Origin of the sequence: Bradyrhizobium sp. BWA-3-5 (assembly GCF_032917985.1) — a bacterium.
In the GTDB taxonomy this organism is placed as follows: Bacteria; Pseudomonadota; Alphaproteobacteria; order Rhizobiales; family Xanthobacteraceae; genus Bradyrhizobium.
On the sequence record NZ_CP136626.1, the window covers coordinates 6,814,415 to 6,828,901 of the forward strand.

13 protein-coding genes are annotated in these 14,487 nt (G+C 66.5%); all 13 read left to right on the forward strand.

The window, feature by feature from the left end:
* Window positions 1-2: 2 nt before the first annotated feature.
* Genes RX331_RS32715 through RX331_RS32775 form a run of 13 tightly spaced genes read left to right on the forward strand, consistent with a single transcriptional unit; the run spans window position 3 to window position 14,480 of the window.
* Window positions 3-785 (forward strand): ABC transporter ATP-binding protein, encoded by a 783-nt coding sequence (locus RX331_RS32715; protein WP_317253707.1) that lies wholly within the window; start codon window positions 3-5, stop codon window positions 783-785.
* On the forward strand, window positions 778-3,006 hold the full coding sequence (locus tag RX331_RS32720) for an ABC transporter permease (RefSeq protein ID WP_317253708.1): 2,229 nt from the start codon (window positions 778-780) through the stop codon (window positions 3,004-3,006). Before RX331_RS32715 ends, RX331_RS32720 begins: the two co-directional genes overlap by 8 nt.
* Window positions 3,007-3,008: 2 nt before the next feature.
* Window positions 3,009-3,842 carry a phosphoenolpyruvate hydrolase family protein gene (locus RX331_RS32725; RefSeq protein WP_317253709.1) on the forward strand — a complete coding sequence of 278 codons (834 nt, stop codon included), beginning with the start codon at window positions 3,009-3,011 and terminating at the stop codon, window positions 3,840-3,842.
* 24 nt (window positions 3,843-3,866) lie between these two features.
* Window positions 3,867-6,755 carry a flotillin family protein gene (locus RX331_RS32730; protein WP_317253710.1) on the forward strand — a complete coding sequence of 963 codons (2,889 nt, stop codon included), beginning with the start codon at window positions 3,867-3,869 and terminating at the stop codon, window positions 6,753-6,755.
* Window positions 6,756-6,764: 9 nt separating this feature from the next.
* Window positions 6,765-7,202: an SRPBCC family protein gene (locus RX331_RS32735; protein WP_283029909.1), complete on the forward strand. Its 438-nt coding sequence runs from the start codon at window positions 6,765-6,767 to the stop codon at window positions 7,200-7,202.
* Between the two features lies 1 nt (window position 7,203).
* Complete coding sequence (locus RX331_RS32740) at window positions 7,204-7,647, forward strand: SRPBCC family protein (protein ID WP_317253711.1); 444 nt, start codon at window positions 7,204-7,206, stop codon at window positions 7,645-7,647.
* Window positions 7,648-7,663: 16 nt separating this feature from the next.
* On the forward strand, window positions 7,664-8,482 hold the full coding sequence (locus tag RX331_RS32745) for an FAD binding domain-containing protein (protein WP_317253712.1): 819 nt from the start codon (window positions 7,664-7,666) through the stop codon (window positions 8,480-8,482).
* Between the two features lie 6 nt (window positions 8,483-8,488).
* Window positions 8,489-8,968, forward strand: coding sequence for a (2Fe-2S)-binding protein (locus RX331_RS32750; RefSeq protein ID WP_317253713.1), 480 nt, complete (start codon window positions 8,489-8,491; stop codon window positions 8,966-8,968).
* Window positions 8,969-8,978: 10 nt separating this feature from the next.
* Window positions 8,979-10,562 (forward strand): xanthine dehydrogenase family protein molybdopterin-binding subunit, encoded by a 1,584-nt coding sequence (locus RX331_RS32755; protein ID WP_317253714.1) that lies wholly within the window; start codon window positions 8,979-8,981, stop codon window positions 10,560-10,562.
* A 2-nt stretch (window positions 10,563-10,564) separates the two neighbouring features.
* A complete protein-coding gene (locus RX331_RS32760) occupies window positions 10,565-11,587 on the forward strand; it encodes a xanthine dehydrogenase family protein molybdopterin-binding subunit (protein WP_317253715.1) in 1,023 nt (340 codons plus the stop codon).
* A 9-nt stretch (window positions 11,588-11,596) separates the two neighbouring features.
* On the forward strand, window positions 11,597-12,478 hold the full coding sequence (locus RX331_RS32765; RefSeq protein WP_317253716.1) for a MoxR family ATPase: 882 nt from the start codon (window positions 11,597-11,599) through the stop codon (window positions 12,476-12,478).
* Window positions 12,475-13,593 (forward strand): vWA domain-containing protein, encoded by a 1,119-nt coding sequence (locus RX331_RS32770; RefSeq protein ID WP_317253717.1) that lies wholly within the window; start codon window positions 12,475-12,477, stop codon window positions 13,591-13,593. Before RX331_RS32765 ends, RX331_RS32770 begins: the two co-directional genes overlap by 4 nt.
* Window positions 13,590-14,480: an amidohydrolase family protein gene (locus RX331_RS32775; protein ID WP_317253718.1), complete on the forward strand. Its 891-nt coding sequence runs from the start codon at window positions 13,590-13,592 to the stop codon at window positions 14,478-14,480. Before RX331_RS32770 ends, RX331_RS32775 begins: the two co-directional genes overlap by 4 nt.
* Window positions 14,481-14,487 lie beyond the last annotated feature (7 nt).

Genomic DNA, 14,487 nt, shown 5'->3' on the forward strand with positions numbered 1-14,487 from the left:
CCATGGGTAGATCAGCGCCACGCTTTTCAGCCGTCGGGGCCGGCGCCGCGCTGGAGCTGCGTGGCGTGACGCGGCTGTTCGGCGCGCTCGCGGCCCTCACCGACGTCACCATCACGGTTCGCCCCGGAGAACGCCGCGCCGTGCTCGGCTCCAACGGCGCCGGCAAGACCACGCTGTTCAACTGCGTGACCGGCGACTTTCCGCCGTCTTCCGGCACCATCCGCTTCTTCGGCGAGGACATCACCCATTTCCCGCCCTATGAGCGGATCAGGCGCGGCTTGCGCCGCACCTACCAGATATCGGCGCTGTTTCCGGGTCTCACGGTGCGGGACAATGTCTATCTCGCCTGCCGCGGCGTTTCCCGTGGACGGTACTCCTTCTTGCGCCCGGGTGCGAACGACGCCCTCATGAATGCGGCGGAGGCGCTGATCCAGGCGGTGCATCTGACCGCGGTCAGGGATCAACGCGTCGCCGAGCTCGCGCACGGCCAGCAGCGACAGCTCGAGATCGCGCTCGCGCTGGCCGGTGCGCCGCGCTTCATCCTGTTCGATGAACCGGCCGCCGGGCTCTCGCCCACTGAGCGGCGGGAGCTGGTCGAGATCCTGACCTCGCTGCCCGCCCATATCGGCTACATCATCATCGAACACGACATGGATGTTGCGCTGCGCGTCGTCGAAAGCGTCACGATGATGCACAACGGCCGGGTCTTCAAGGAAGGCCTGCCGCACGAGATCGAAGCCGATCCCGAGGTCCAGGAACTCTATCTGGGGGCCGGCCATGAGTGAGCTCCGCCGCGCACCGCCTGCGCTGGAAGTCAGCCGCCTCGACGTCTATTACGGCCATTCCCATGCGCTGCAGGGTGTCGACCTGACGCTCGATTCCGGGGTGTTCTCGGTGGTCGGCCGCAACGGCATGGGCAAGACCACGCTGTGCAAGACCATCATGGGCCTGTTGCAGGCGAGCGGCGGCTCGGTGCGCGTGCGCGGCGAGGACATCACGCGCTTCAGCCCGACGCGGATCGCGCAAGCGGGCGTCGGCTACGTGCCGCAGGGGCGACGTCTGTGGCGCTCGCTCAGCGTCGACGAGCATCTGCGGCTCGCCGCCGGCATGCGCCGCGGCGCCTGGGGCATCGAGCGCATCTACCAGACCTTTCCCCGGCTCGCCGAACGCAAGGATCATGGCGGCGGCCAGCTTTCGGGCGGCGAGCAGCAAATGCTGGCGATCTCCCGCGCGCTCCTGACCAACCCGCATCTGCTCATCATGGACGAGCCGACCGAAGGGCTGGCGCCCGTCATCGTCGCCCAGGTCGAGGACATGTTGGTGCGGCTCGGCGAAGACGGCGACATGTCGGTGCTGGTGATCGAGCAGAACATCGGCGTCGCCACCGCGATCTCCAGGAATGTCGCGATCATGGTCAATGGTCGCATCAACCGCATCATCGATTCCGCGCGCCTTGCCGCCGACCGCGAGTTGCAGCAGCGCCTGCTCGGCGTCGGCGTCCACGGCGTCGAGCCGGAAGTGGACATCGAAGCTGCCGATGCGAGCGCGGCGAAGGCGCGTTCCGCGCCGGCACGCGCAGCTGGCGCGGCGCCGGTCCGGATCTACATCTCCAATCCCACGCTGCCGACGCGCTGGTCGCAGCCAGCGCCAATTGCGCGCATCGAAGCCGCCGCACGCACGGTTTCGACAGGCGTGACGCGGATCGAAGATGCTGCCCGGCAAAGGCGGCAGCCCGGCGCGAGCGTGCAAAGCACGTCCGGACCTCCGGTCGTCCTCGTCGTCGGCACGCTCGATACCAAGGCGGAAGAGCTGCGCTTCATTCGCGATGTGATCGCCGGACAGGGCCTCCGGACGCGCCTCGTCGATGTCTCCACCAGTGGCAAGCTCTCCACCTGCGACGTGTCGGCCCAGGAGATCGCGCTCAACCACGGCCGCGGCGGATCGACCGTGTTCGGTGCCGACCGCGGCGCGTCCGTGACCGCGATGGCGGACGCCTTCGCCAACTGGCTGCGCCGTCAGGGCAATATCGCTGGCATCATTTCGGCCGGTGGCTCCGGCGGCGCTTCGCTGGTCGCGCCCGGCATGCGCGCCCTGCCCGTCGGCGTACCAAAGCTCATCATTTCCTCGGTCGCATCAGGCGATGTCGGCCCCTATGTCGGCCCCGCCGACATCACCATGATGTACTCGGTGACCGACGTGCAGGGCCTCAACTCGATCTCGCGCGCCGTGCTCGCCAACGGCGCCAACGCCATCGCTGGCATGGTGAAGGCACGGCTGGAAGATCAGGCCGCGACTGAGCGCAATGCACCGGCTGCGCTGCCCGCAGTCGGCATCACCATGTTCGGAGTGACGACGCCGGCCGTGCAGAAGGTCGCGGCCGACCTGCGCAGCGATTTCGAATGTCTGGTCTTTCACGCCACCGGCGTCGGCGGCCGCTCGATGGAGAAGCTGGTCGATTCCGGCATGCTCGCCGCAGTCATCGACCTCACGACGACGGAGGTGTGTGACTTCCTGATGGGCGGGGTATTTCCCGCCACGGACGATCGCTTCGGCGCCATCATCCGCAGCCGTGTCCCCTTCGTCGGCTCGGTCGGCGCGCTCGACATGGTCAATTTCGGCGCGCCCGACACCATTCCCGAGCGCTACCGGCAACGCAAATTCCACGTTCACAATCCGCAGGTGACCTTGATGCGCACCACGCCGGAAGAGAACGAGCGCATCGGGCGCTGGATCGGCGAAAAACTCAACCGGATGGACGGGCCGGTGCGCTTCTTCCTGCCCGAAGGCGGCGTTTCCGCGCTCGATGCGTCCGGCCAGCCGTTCTGGGACCCGGAAGCCGATGCGGCGCTGTTCACGGCGCTGGAACGCAGCGTGCGCCAGACCGGCAACCGCCAGCTCATCCGCATCAAGCGCCACATCAACGAACCCGAATTTGCATCCGCCATCGTCGCCGCGCTCCGCCCGCTGGTCGGGCGCCCGGGGACCCGTCGGAGAGTTGCGAGGTGACCATGGCGAAGTTCGAACGTTCAGCGATCCTGAAGAAGTTTCGCACCATGGTTGCCAAGGGTGAGCCGATCGTCGGCGGCGGCGCCGGCACCGGCTTATCGGCTAAATGCGAGGAGGCCGGCGGCGTCGACCTGATCGTGATCTACAATTCCGGCCGCTACCGCATGGCCGGACGCGGCTCGCTTGCGGGCCTGATGCCCTATGGCGATGCCAACGCGATCGTGGTCGAAATGGCCGGCGAAGTGCTGCCGGTCGTCACCAAGACGCCGGTGCTCGCCGGCGTCAACGGCACCGATCCGTTCCGCGACATGGACCGCTTCCTCGATGAGCTGAAAGCCCTCGGGTTTGCCGGCGTGCAGAATTTTCCGACCGTCGGGCTGATCGACGGCATCTTCCGCGCCAATCTCGAGGAAACCGGGATGTCCTATGCGCTGGAGATCGACATGATCGCCAAGGCGCGCGACAAGGACATGCTGACGACGCCCTACGTGTTCAGCGAAAGCCAGGCCGCCGCCATGGCGATTGCCGGCGCCGACATCATCGTCTGTCATCTCGGCCTGACCACCGGCGGCGCGATCGGCGCGCACACCGCGCCCAGGCTGGAAGACTGCCCGGAGCAGATCGACACCTGGGCCTCGGCGGCGCTCAGCGTCAATCCGGACATTCTGGTGCTCGCGCACGGTGGCCCGATCGCCGAGCCCGACGATGCCGACTTCATCATGAAGCATACGCGCAAGTGCCACGGCTTCTACGGGGCGTCCTCGATGGAGCGCCTGCCGGTGGAGCGCGCGCTGACGGAACAGGTACGCAAATTCAAGGCGATCGGCGCGCGATAACGCCGAGGGCAAAGGGAGGAGAAGATGTCGGGGACTCTGGTTGGCGAATTGATCCTCTGGCTGATCGTCGCGGTCGTCGTGATCGCCATCGTCGTCTACATCGTGAACTGGCTCTATCACCGCTCGTCGAAGGAAGTCTCCTTCGTCCGAACCGGTCTTTTGGGCGAGCGGGTCGTGATCAACGGCGGCGCTTTCGTGCTGCCGTTCATCCACGACTACACCCCGGTCAACATGAACGTGCTGCCGATGGGAATCGTGCGGTCGCAGCATGACGCCGTGATCACCCGCGACCGCATGCGCGTCGACATCGAGGCCGATTTTTACGTCCGCGTGCAGCCGACCCGCGAGGCGGTCGCGATCGCCGCCGCCACCCTCGGCCGACGCACGCTGGAACCCGGGCAACTGCACGCCCTGCTCTCCGGCAAATTCGTCTCCGCGATCCGCTCGGTCGCCGCCGAAATGACCATGGAGCAGATGCACGAGCAGCGCGGCGAATATGTCGCCCGCGTCAAGGCCGCCGCCGCCGAGGCTCTGGCCCAGAACGGCCTCGAACTGGAATCCGTCGCCATCACCGATCTCGACCAGACTGACCTGGAATATTTCAACCCGTCGAATCGCTTCGACGCCGAGGGTCTCACCCGCCTGATGGAGGACATCGAGGCTAGGCGTAAGCTGCGCAACGACATCGAACAGGATTCGATGATCAAGATCCGCACCCGCAACCTCGATGCCGAGCGGCAGGCGCTGGAGATCGAACGCGAGAGCGAAACGGCCCGCCTCGAACAGGAACGCGACATCGAAATGCGTCGCGCGCTGCAGCGCACCGAGGTGGCGCGCGAGCGCGCCTTGCGGGAGACCGAGGCCGAGCAGGCACAGATCGCGGCCCGCGAAGCCATCGAGAAGGCGCGCATCGCCAACGAGCTCGCCATCGCCGAAGCCCGCATCGCCTCCGAGCGCGAGACGCGGCACCGCGAGATCGAGCGCACCCGTGCGGTGGAAGAAAAGGAGCTGCTGGCGCGCGAGGAAATCGAAAAAGCCAAGATCGCCAACCAGCGCGCGGTCGATACCGCCCGCATCGCCTCCGAGCGCGAGGTGCGTCAGCGCGACATCGAACGCACGCGGTCGGTCGAGGAGGCCGAGATCCTGGCCCGCGAGGCGGTCGAGAAGGCGCGCATCCAGCAGGATCGCGCCGTCACCGACGCGCGGATCGCCAATGAGGAGGAAACGCGCCGCCGCGAGATCGAACGCACCCGCGCGGTGGAGGAAGCCGAGATCGCGGCGCGCGAGGCCACCGAGAAGGCCCGCATCGCCCAGACCACCATCGTCAATGTCGAGCGCATCGCCTCCGACGAGCGCACCCGCTCGCTGGAGATCGCGCAGGTGCGCACCATCCAGGAAGCGGAGATCGAGGCGCAGAAGGCTGTCGAAGCCGCGCGGATCGCCCGCGAGCGGACGCTTGCGGCCGAACGGATCAGCTCCGAGCACGCCACGCGCAAGCTGGAGATCGATCGTAATCAGGCGCTGGAAGTCGCCGGGATCGCCGCGCGCGAGGCCACGGAAGCCTCCCGCATCGCCCAGGAAGAGCGCGTCCGCTCGCTCGAAATCGCGCGCAACCGGGCCATCGAGGAGGCAGATATCGCCTCGCGCGAAGCGATCGAGGCCGCGCGCATTGCCCAGGAGAAGGTCGTCGCCGCCCAGCGCATCCGCGCCGAGAAGGAAACCAGGGGGCTCGAAATCGAGCGCACCGAATCGATCGAGGCTGCCGAGCTCAAGCGCCGCGACGCCATCGAACGCCGCCGCGTCGAGGTCGAGCTGGCGCTGGAAGCCGAGCGCATCGCCTCCTCAAAGACCCGTGAAGTGCTCAACATCGATCAGAAGAAGGCGGTCGAGATCGCCGACGAGGAGCGCGTGATCGCGCTCGCGGCAAAGCGCTCCGAACGGATCGACGCCGACCGTCAGGTCAAGCAGGCCGAGATCAATGCGCGCAAGGAAGTCGAAACCACCGACGTCTCCCGCGAACAGGCGCTCGAGGCCGCGCGGCTCGCGCGCCGGCGGGCGATCGAACAGCTCGAGGTCGGCCGCGTTCAGGCGCTGCAGGAGGCCGAGATTGCCTCTCGCGAGGAAGTCGAGCGCGCCCGTATTGCCTCCGACCGCGGCCTCGACGAAGCCCGCATCGGCCGCGAGCGCGACCTGCGGAAGCTTGAGGTTAACCGCGAAAAGGATGTCGAGACCGCGCTGATGGAGAAGGCCATCGCCCTTTATCAGAAATCGCTGGAGGAATCCGCCGCCAAGGTCGCGGCCGAGGACGCCCGCGTGCGCGCGACGGAAGCCGCCGAGCGCGTCGTCACCGCCCGCGAAAGCGAGATCGCAAAACGACAAAAGACCATCGAGGTTCTGCTGGCGGAGAAGCGGGCCGAGGAGACCCGTATCGCTGCCGATGCCGAGCGTGTACGCGCCGCGGTCGAAGCCGAGGCGCAGCGGCTGCTCAACGAAGCCGAGAACGTGCTCACCGACCAGGCGCGCTACTCGCTGTTCCGCCGCAAGCTGCTCGATCGCATCGAGGGCATCGTGCGCGAAAGCGTCAAGCCGATGGAAAAGATCGAGGGCATCCGCATCCTTCAGGTCGACGGGCTCGCAAACAACGGCGGTGGCAATGGCGGCCGCAGCGCCACCGACGAGGTGATCGACTCGGCGCTGCGCTACCGTGTGCAGGCGCCGCTGATCGACTCCATTCTCTCCGACATCGGCGTCGAAGGCGGTAGCCTGGCCAAGATGCCCGGCCTGATCCGCGAAGCCCGCGACATGCAGGGTATCAAGGACTCGGCCCGCAAGGCCCAGCCCGCCAAGACCGACGCGCCGTCCCCTGCTCCGGGCGAACCTCCGGCCGAACGCGGTCCGCGCAAGAAAGGGTGAGATCACGCCATGGCCCGCGTCTACGTCTCCACCGTCGTTAACGCCCGCAATGACCGCGTCTGGGCGCGCGTCCGCGACTTCAACGGCCTGCCGAACTGGCATCCGGCGATTGCGGAGAGCCGGATCGAAGGCGGCGAGCCCGCGGACAAGATCGGCTGCGTGCGGGATTTTCGCCTGCGCAACGGCGACCGCATCCGCGAAAAGCTGCTCGGACTCTCCGACTATGATATGTTCTGCACCTATTCGATCCTGGAATCGCCGATGGGCGTGGAGAACTACGTCGCAACGCTGCGGCTGACGCCGGTGACCGACGGTGACCAGACTTTTCTGGAATGGAGCGCCGAGTTTGATTGCGCGCCGGAGCGCGAGAACGAACTCGTGAACAATATCGGCTCCGGCGTGTTTCAGGGCGGTTTTGATGCGCTCAAGCGTGCCTTCGGAGGCTAGCGTGCCGCATATCGTCAAAAGCACGATCCTCGACGCGCCTACCGGCTCGGTGTGGGATGTGCTGCGCGATTTCAACGGTCACGACCGCTGGCATCCGGCCGTCGCGACCAGCACGATCGAGCGCGCGCAGACGTCCGACAAGATCGGCTGCGTCAGGCGCTTCAAGTTGCAGGACGGCTCGGAGCTGCGCGAACAATTGCTGGCGCTGTCCGACCTCGAACAGACCTTCAGCTATTGCCTGCTCGATACGCCGATCCCGATGTACAACTATGTCGCCCATGTCCGGCTGCTGCCGGTCACCGACGGCGACCGCACTTTTTGGCAGTGGGAATCCCGGTTCACCGCGCGACCTGCGGATGCCGAGCGGTTGACGCAGATGGTCGCGGAACAAATCTATCAAGCCGGCTTCGATGCGATCCGCCGGCATTTGAAGGAGGCCGCATGAGAGCGGAGGCGAAGCTATGCCCGTCACGGTGAAGACCTTTGCGAGTTTCGGCGAGGCCGCCTTGGCATTGTCGTCCGACCGCGGCGCGCGCTATCTCGGCGGCGGCACGCTGGTGATGCGCGCGCTCAACGAGGGCGACATCTCGATCTCGACCGTCGTCCGCGCCACCGACCGGGCGCTGTCTCGCATCGACGTGTCGAGCTCACGCATCACCATCGGCGCGGGCGTGACCTTCGCCAAGATCCTGGCCGAACGAGAGCTTGCCTTTCTGCACGCACCGGCCCGTTCGATCGGCGGGCCGGCCGTGCGCAACATGGGCACGGTTGGTGGCAATCTGTTCGCACCCAATCCCTATGGCGATTTCACCGTCGCGCTGCTGGCGCTGGATGCGACTGTCTCCGTTCAGGGCGGACTTGGTGCGCGGGACATGGCAATCGAAGAGTTCCTGCAGTCCCGGGAGCGGCAGAGCGGCGCACTCGTACTGGCCATCTCCTGTCAGCGTCCTGCGAACGCCGATGCGTTCCGCTATCGCAAGATCGCGCGCATCAAGCCGAAGGGCGGCTCGGTGATCACGCTCGCAGCGCACCTACCAGTCAATGGCGGCCGTGTCTCGGGCGCGCGTATCGCGCTGGGATCGATGGCCCCGATGCAGATCCGTGCGCGTGCAGCCGAGCGGGCGCTGGAAGGGCGCGCGCTTGATAACGCCGCCATCAGCGCCGCCGCGGCGGTGGCCGCGGAGGGCGTATCGCCCGCCGATAACGCGCTTGGCAGCGCCTGGTATCGCCGCGAGATCGTCGGCATCCATCTTCGCCGCCTGCTGACCGGCCTGGAGTAAGCATTCATGGCCAAGACCCCGCTCCAGTTTCGCCACAACGGCCGCGACGTCGCCCTGTTCGTCGACGGCGGCGTCAATCTGCTGGTCGCTCTCCGCGAAGGACTGGGCGACATGACACCGAAATTCGGCTGCGGCCAGGGCGGCTGCGGCGCCTGCAGCGTGCTGATCGACGGCGAATTGCACCTCTCCTGCCTGACGCTGGCGGAGACCGCGGCCGGTCGCTCCGTCGAAACGCTCGACGGGCTGAAGGACGGCCCGAATCTGCACCCGCTGCAGCGCGCCTTCATGGAACAGTTCGCCGCGCAGTGCGGCTACTGCACACCGGGCATGCTGATGGCCGCGAAGGCGCTGCTCGATCGCAATCCGTCGCCGACCCGCGCCGAGGTTATCGAGGCGATATCCGGCAATATCTGCCGCTGCACCGGCTACGAGCCAATCATTAACGCCGTACTCGCCGCCGCACCTTGCGGTCGCGCGCGGGCCTGAGGAAATCGCTATGCTGGAACTGCGCAAGGATATCTTCGCCGACGAGCGCGACGACAACTTGAAGGAGATCGGCAAGGGCACGCAGCGCCAGGACATGCTCGGCCATGTCACGGGCACCTCGACCTACTTTGACGATCATAAGCTGCAGGGCATGCTGCATCTCAAGGTGCTGCGCAGCCCGCACGCGCACGCGCGCCTGCGCCGCATCGATACGATGGAGGCGGAACGTTCCCCCGGCGTGCGGCGCATCATTCGCGGCGCCGACGTACCGGTCAATCTCAACACGCTGCTCAGCCTGATCAATTTCGGCAAGGACGACGAGCCATCGCTCGCCGTCGACAAGGTGCGCTACAAGGGCGAGCCGATCGTCGCCATCGTCGCCGATAGTCCGCGCGAGGCTTTTGAGGCTTTGGCAAAAGTGCGGGTCGATTACGAGCCGCTGCCAGCCGTGTTCGACGTCGAGGAGGCGCTGAAGCCCGGCGCGCCTGTCATCAACGAGGTCTACCCGAAGAACACGTTCGTCTATCACGACGTCTACGATCACCAGAAGCTGCGTTTTGGCGATGTCGAGCGCGGCTTTGCCGAGGCCGACCATGTCCTCGAACAGCGTTATCAGATGTCGCCGATCGAGCATGCGCCGACCGAAACCAACGGCTCGATCGCGGCCCCCGATACCAACGGCCGCTATGTCGTCTATACTTCGACGCAGGCGCTGTTCTTCTCGCTCGATACCTGCGCAAAAATCCTCGACGTCCCATCCAATACCTTCCATTTCATCGGCGGCACCGTCGGCGGCGGCTTTGGCGGCAAGGTCGATACGCTGACCGAGCCGCTCGCCATTCTCGGCGCTATGCTGACGGGGCGTCCGGTGCGCTACCAGCTCGGCCGCGAGGAAGAGATGCAGTTCGGCTCGCCGCGCGGCGCCGAGCGAATCTATATCAAGGACGGTGTGATGCGCGACGGGCGCATCGTCGCCCGCAAGATCCGCGCTTATTTCGACAGCGGCGCCTACACCCGGCTGTCGAGCTACGCCGTGGTCAAATGCGTGGCTCACCTGCCCGGCCCCTACACGATTCCCAACGTCCATGGCGATGCCTATTGCGTGTTCACCAACCGGACGCCGGCGACCGCGATGCGCGGCTTCGGCGTCACCGCGATGGACTTTGCGCTGGAATGCCAGATGGACAAGCTCGCGCACCTCGTCGGCATCGATCCGATGGAGTTCCGGATTCTCAACGCCTACCGCGACGGCGACATGAAGGCGCACCGGCGCGAGGCAAAAAACACCGCGCTGATCGAATGCGTGCAGGTCGCCGCCGAGAAAGCAAAGTGGCCGCTGCGCGAGGAGATCAAGCGCATGTCGTCACGCAAGGACGGCGGCGGCAGCCGGGCGGCAATACCTTCAACGCCGCTCGAACCTGTCACGCAGCGCACGGCGGTATCGCAGCAGCGAACCACCTATGATCGCGCGCCACCTGCCACGCTCCAGCCACCGCCGCCTGCGCCGACGCCTCCACCCCCGCGCCCACCGGCTTCGTCGCCCTCGCATGGCGCCACTCGTTTCTCGTCCGTCTTCGGCACCAGGAGGCGCTGACCATGACCAGACATCGCGGACGCGGCATCGCCTCGATCAACTATCCCATCGGCATGAATCTAGGCGGCGACCCCAGCCAGGCGCTGGTCCATTCCAACCCCAGCGGCAAGTTCACGGTGTCGCTTTCGTCGATCGACCTCGGCCAGGGCATGAAGTCGGTGACGCGGCAGATCTGCGCGGAAACGCTCGGCGTGCCCGTCGAGGACGTCTATGTCGATACCGCCGATTCCGACACCGGGCCCCACTGCATGGGCTCGTTCGCCTCGCGCGGCACGCACCGCGTCGGCAATGCGGTGATGGCGGCAGCCAAAGAAGCGCGCGGCGTCATGATGGAAGCCGCCGCCGAGGAGTTGGAGGTCAACGCCGCCGACCTCGAAACCGACGGGCGCGGCAACATCCACGTCAAGGGCGCGCCGCATCGCTCGATCTCCACCAAGGACGTCGCCATTGCCGCGCAGTTCAAGCAAGGCAAGACCATCTCGGGCCGCGGCATCTTCCTGGTGCCATTGTCCGAGGTGAATCCCGAGACCGGCGAGATGTCGCCCGCCACCTGCTACGCGCATGCCTGTCTCGTTGCCGAGGTCGAGGTCGATGACGAGACCGGCGAAGTCGCGATGGTTCGGATGGACAGCGCATATGAGCTCGGCCGTGCGCTCAATCCACGCCTGGTGGAGCAACAACTCGTCGGCGGCGCCTGGATGGGCGTCAGCCACGCACTGTTCGAAACGCCCGAGCCATACTACCCCGACCCTGCGCATGGCCCACGCGATTTCGTCGAGTATCTGATGCCCGGCCCCGGCGACGTCTGCCCGCATGATATCGCGGTGCTGGAACGCCCCGCGGCCGACGGGCCGTTCGGCGCCAAGGGCCCGGGCGAAATGTGCGCTAATCCGGTGCTGCCCGCGGTCGCCAACGCCATCTTCAATGCGGTCGGCGTGCGGATGGACGAGCTGCCGATCACGCCAGAGAAGGTGTTGCGCGCCATCAAGGCCCAGGGCGGCGCACGGCCGCAGGCGCGGCGCTGAGGCGCTGATATGACGGTCCGTGGCAATATTGTCGGCATCGATAGCCCCGAGGCGCTCGAACGTGCGTTGCGGACGGCGTACTACCTCGCCGACGAGGGCCTTGCGACGGCGGCCTATCTTGGGCTCGCGCTCGGCAAGCCGTTGCTGCTGGAGGGCGCGCCGGGTGTCGGCAAGACCGAGGCTGCAAAGGCCATCGCCGCCGTGCTCGGCCGCCGCCTGATCCGCCTGCAATGCTATGAAGGCATCGACGCATCGGCTGCGCTCTATGAGTGGAACTATCCGCGCCAGATGCTCGCGATCCGCCAGGCCGGCGAGGAAAGCATCGATATCTACGGCGAGACGTTTCTGATCGAACGTCCGATGCTCGCCGCCTTGCGGGCGCCCGACTCCACCGTGCTCTTGATCGACGAGATCGACCGCGCCGACCAGGAGTTCGAGGCTTTCCTGCTCGAATTCCTCTCCGACTTCCAGATTTCGATCCCCGAGCGCGGCACGGTCCGCGCGATGGAACGCCCCGTCGTCGTGCTGACCTCGAACCGCACCCGCGATCTGCACGAAGCGCTGCGCCGCCGCTGCGTCTATCACTGGATCGACTACCCCACCGCGGAGCGCGAAGCGCGCATCGTAATGATGAGGGCGTCCAGTGTTGCCGAATCCACCGCCCGCGCCGTCGTCGCCGCCGTCGGCAAGCTGCGGCGCGAGCCGCTGAGCAAGGCGCCCGGCATTGCGGAAGCCGTGGACTGGGCCGAAGCGGCAACGCTATTGAACGCGCGCGGCGCGCGCTGGCCCGATGCCTTCAAGCGCTCGATCGGCGTCGCGCTCAAGGACGAGGAGGATCTCACCTTCATCTCCGGCCGCCTCGATGCCCTGATCGCGGAGGCTGCCGCGTGAGTGACGAGCTGCAACTGCCGCGCCCTATCAGAGTTTTCTTGTCCTTTGTCGCGTTGCTGCGCGTCAACGGCTTTGCGGTTGCGCCCGAACAGACCACGGCATTTCTTGCGGCAATCGAATTGCTTGGGCCGCGTAGCATCGAGACTATCCGCCAGGCCGGACTCGCCACGCTTGCCCCGCCGCCCGAGCGGCGCGCGACCTATGACCGGCTGTTCGACCTGCATTTCCTCGGCAGCGAGGCGATCGATCAGGCCGGTGCGGAAGACGAGGAAGTGGTTCGCCTGCAGGAAGAAGGCCGCGGCGAAGACGAAGCATTACTGGCCGACGAGGCTAATGAATCCGGGCTTGTTGCCGCCCGCGCGGAGGCGCTGGTCGAGCGTCGTTTTGCACCAAGCCAAACCGGCGAAGCCTTGCGGCGTCTGGCGCGCGAGGCCCCTGCGCGGTTGTCGCGGCGGCGCGGTCACCGACGCATGCGGGCGCGCCGCGGGCCGTGGGCGGATCTGCGCCGCACCTTGCGCGAGAGCGTGCGCAGCGACGGCGAAGTGCTGCGGCTCGGACGGCTGAAACGGCGCACCCGCCCGCGCAAGGTGCTGCTCCTGATCGACGTCTCCGGCTCGATGAAGGGCCGCACCGACGACAACATGAAGCTCGCCCATGCTGTCGTGCATGCAGCTCCCAACGTCGAGGTCTTCACCTTCGGCACCCGCCTGACCCGCGTCAGCCGCGCGCTCCGCCTCAAGCGCCGCGAGCAGGCGCTGTCGGCTGCCGCCCATCTCGTTAGCGACTGGGATGGCGGCACAAGGATCGGCGATGCGCTGCAGGCGTTCCTGGCGGTGCCCCGGTTCGGCGGCTATGCGCGCGGCGCTGCCGCCGTCATCATCTCCGACGGCCTCGAGCGCGGCGATCCCTCAGCCTTGCGCGATGCCGTCGCCAAACTGTCGCGACGCGCCTGGCGGCTGAGCTGGCTGACGCCGCTGGCCTCAGGCCCCGGCTTTCAGCCGCAGACCGAAGCGCTGATCACGATCCGCCGTTTCGTGGATGACCTGGTCGACGGCGGATCGACCGCCGCGATCGTCTCCCACGTGCTCTCGCTCGGACAAAGGAAGGCCGCGTGACCGACATCGTCGATGCCCATCACCATATCTGGCGTCAGGCCGACCTGCCCTGGCTGATCGGCCCGATGCAGCCGCGCATCTTCGGCCCCTACGAGCCGATCCGCCGCGACTATCCGATCGAGGAATATCTCGGCGACCTCGCCGGTTGCGGCGTCACGCGCTCGGTCTATGTGCAGACCAACTGGGCCAATGATCGCTTCGAGGATGAAACCGCCTGGGTGCAGGCGACAGCCAGGGACCATGGCTGGCCGCACGCGATCGTCGCCTATGCCGATTTCAATGTTGATGACATCCGCCCGCAGCTCGATCGCCTGGCGCGCTACCCGCTGGTGCGCGGCGTGCGCATGCAACTGCACTGGCACGACAATCCGCTCTATCGCTTCGCCGCGCGGCCCGATCTCTGCGCCGATCCGAAAATCCGGCGTAATGTCGCGCGGCTCGCCGACTATGGCTTCAGCTTCGACCTGCAGGTGTTCGCGCCGCAGATGGAAGGTGCCGCCGGCCTCGCCGAAGCATGCCCCGATGTGACCTTCATCCTGCAGCACGCCGGCATGCTGGAGGACCTGTCGCCGCAGGGCAGGTCCGCCTGGCGCGGCGGAATGATGCAGCTGGCGGCCTGTCCGAACGTCGTCTCAAAATTGTCCGGCCTCGGCACGTTCATACACCGCAATGATCCCGCGCATGTATCCGAGGTCCTTGCCGACACAGTGACGATCTTCGGCGCCGACCGCTGCCTGTTCGGCTCCAATTTTCCAATCGAGAAACTTTGGACCACCTATCGCGAATTGATCGATGCTTATCTGGCCGCCACGGCCGCGCTTGCCGCGGATCAGCGCGACGCCGTTTTGCGAAAGACTGCCTTGCGCGTCTACCGGCTCGACCGATGACGGTGCA

Coding starts and splice junctions, on each gene's coding strand:
- RX331_RS32760 (WP_317253715.1), top strand. CDS start 10,565: ATGACCAGACATCGCGGACGCGGCATCGCCTCGATCAACTATCCCATC.
- RX331_RS32730 (WP_317253710.1), top strand. CDS start 3,867: ATGTCGGGGACTCTGGTTGGCGAATTGATCCTCTGGCTGATCGTCGCG.
- RX331_RS32745 (WP_317253712.1), top strand. CDS start 7,664: ATGCCCGTCACGGTGAAGACCTTTGCGAGTTTCGGCGAGGCCGCCTTG.
- RX331_RS32755 (WP_317253714.1), top strand. CDS start 8,979: ATGCTGGAACTGCGCAAGGATATCTTCGCCGACGAGCGCGACGACAAC.
- RX331_RS32735 (WP_283029909.1), top strand. CDS start 6,765: ATGGCCCGCGTCTACGTCTCCACCGTCGTTAACGCCCGCAATGACCGC.
- RX331_RS32715 (WP_317253707.1), top strand. CDS start 3: ATGGGTAGATCAGCGCCACGCTTTTCAGCCGTCGGGGCCGGCGCCGCG.
- RX331_RS32765 (WP_317253716.1), top strand. CDS start 11,597: ATGACGGTCCGTGGCAATATTGTCGGCATCGATAGCCCCGAGGCGCTC.
- RX331_RS32720 (WP_317253708.1), top strand. CDS start 778: ATGAGTGAGCTCCGCCGCGCACCGCCTGCGCTGGAAGTCAGCCGCCTC.
- RX331_RS32750 (WP_317253713.1), top strand. CDS start 8,489: ATGGCCAAGACCCCGCTCCAGTTTCGCCACAACGGCCGCGACGTCGCC.
- RX331_RS32725 (WP_317253709.1), top strand. CDS start 3,009: ATGGCGAAGTTCGAACGTTCAGCGATCCTGAAGAAGTTTCGCACCATG.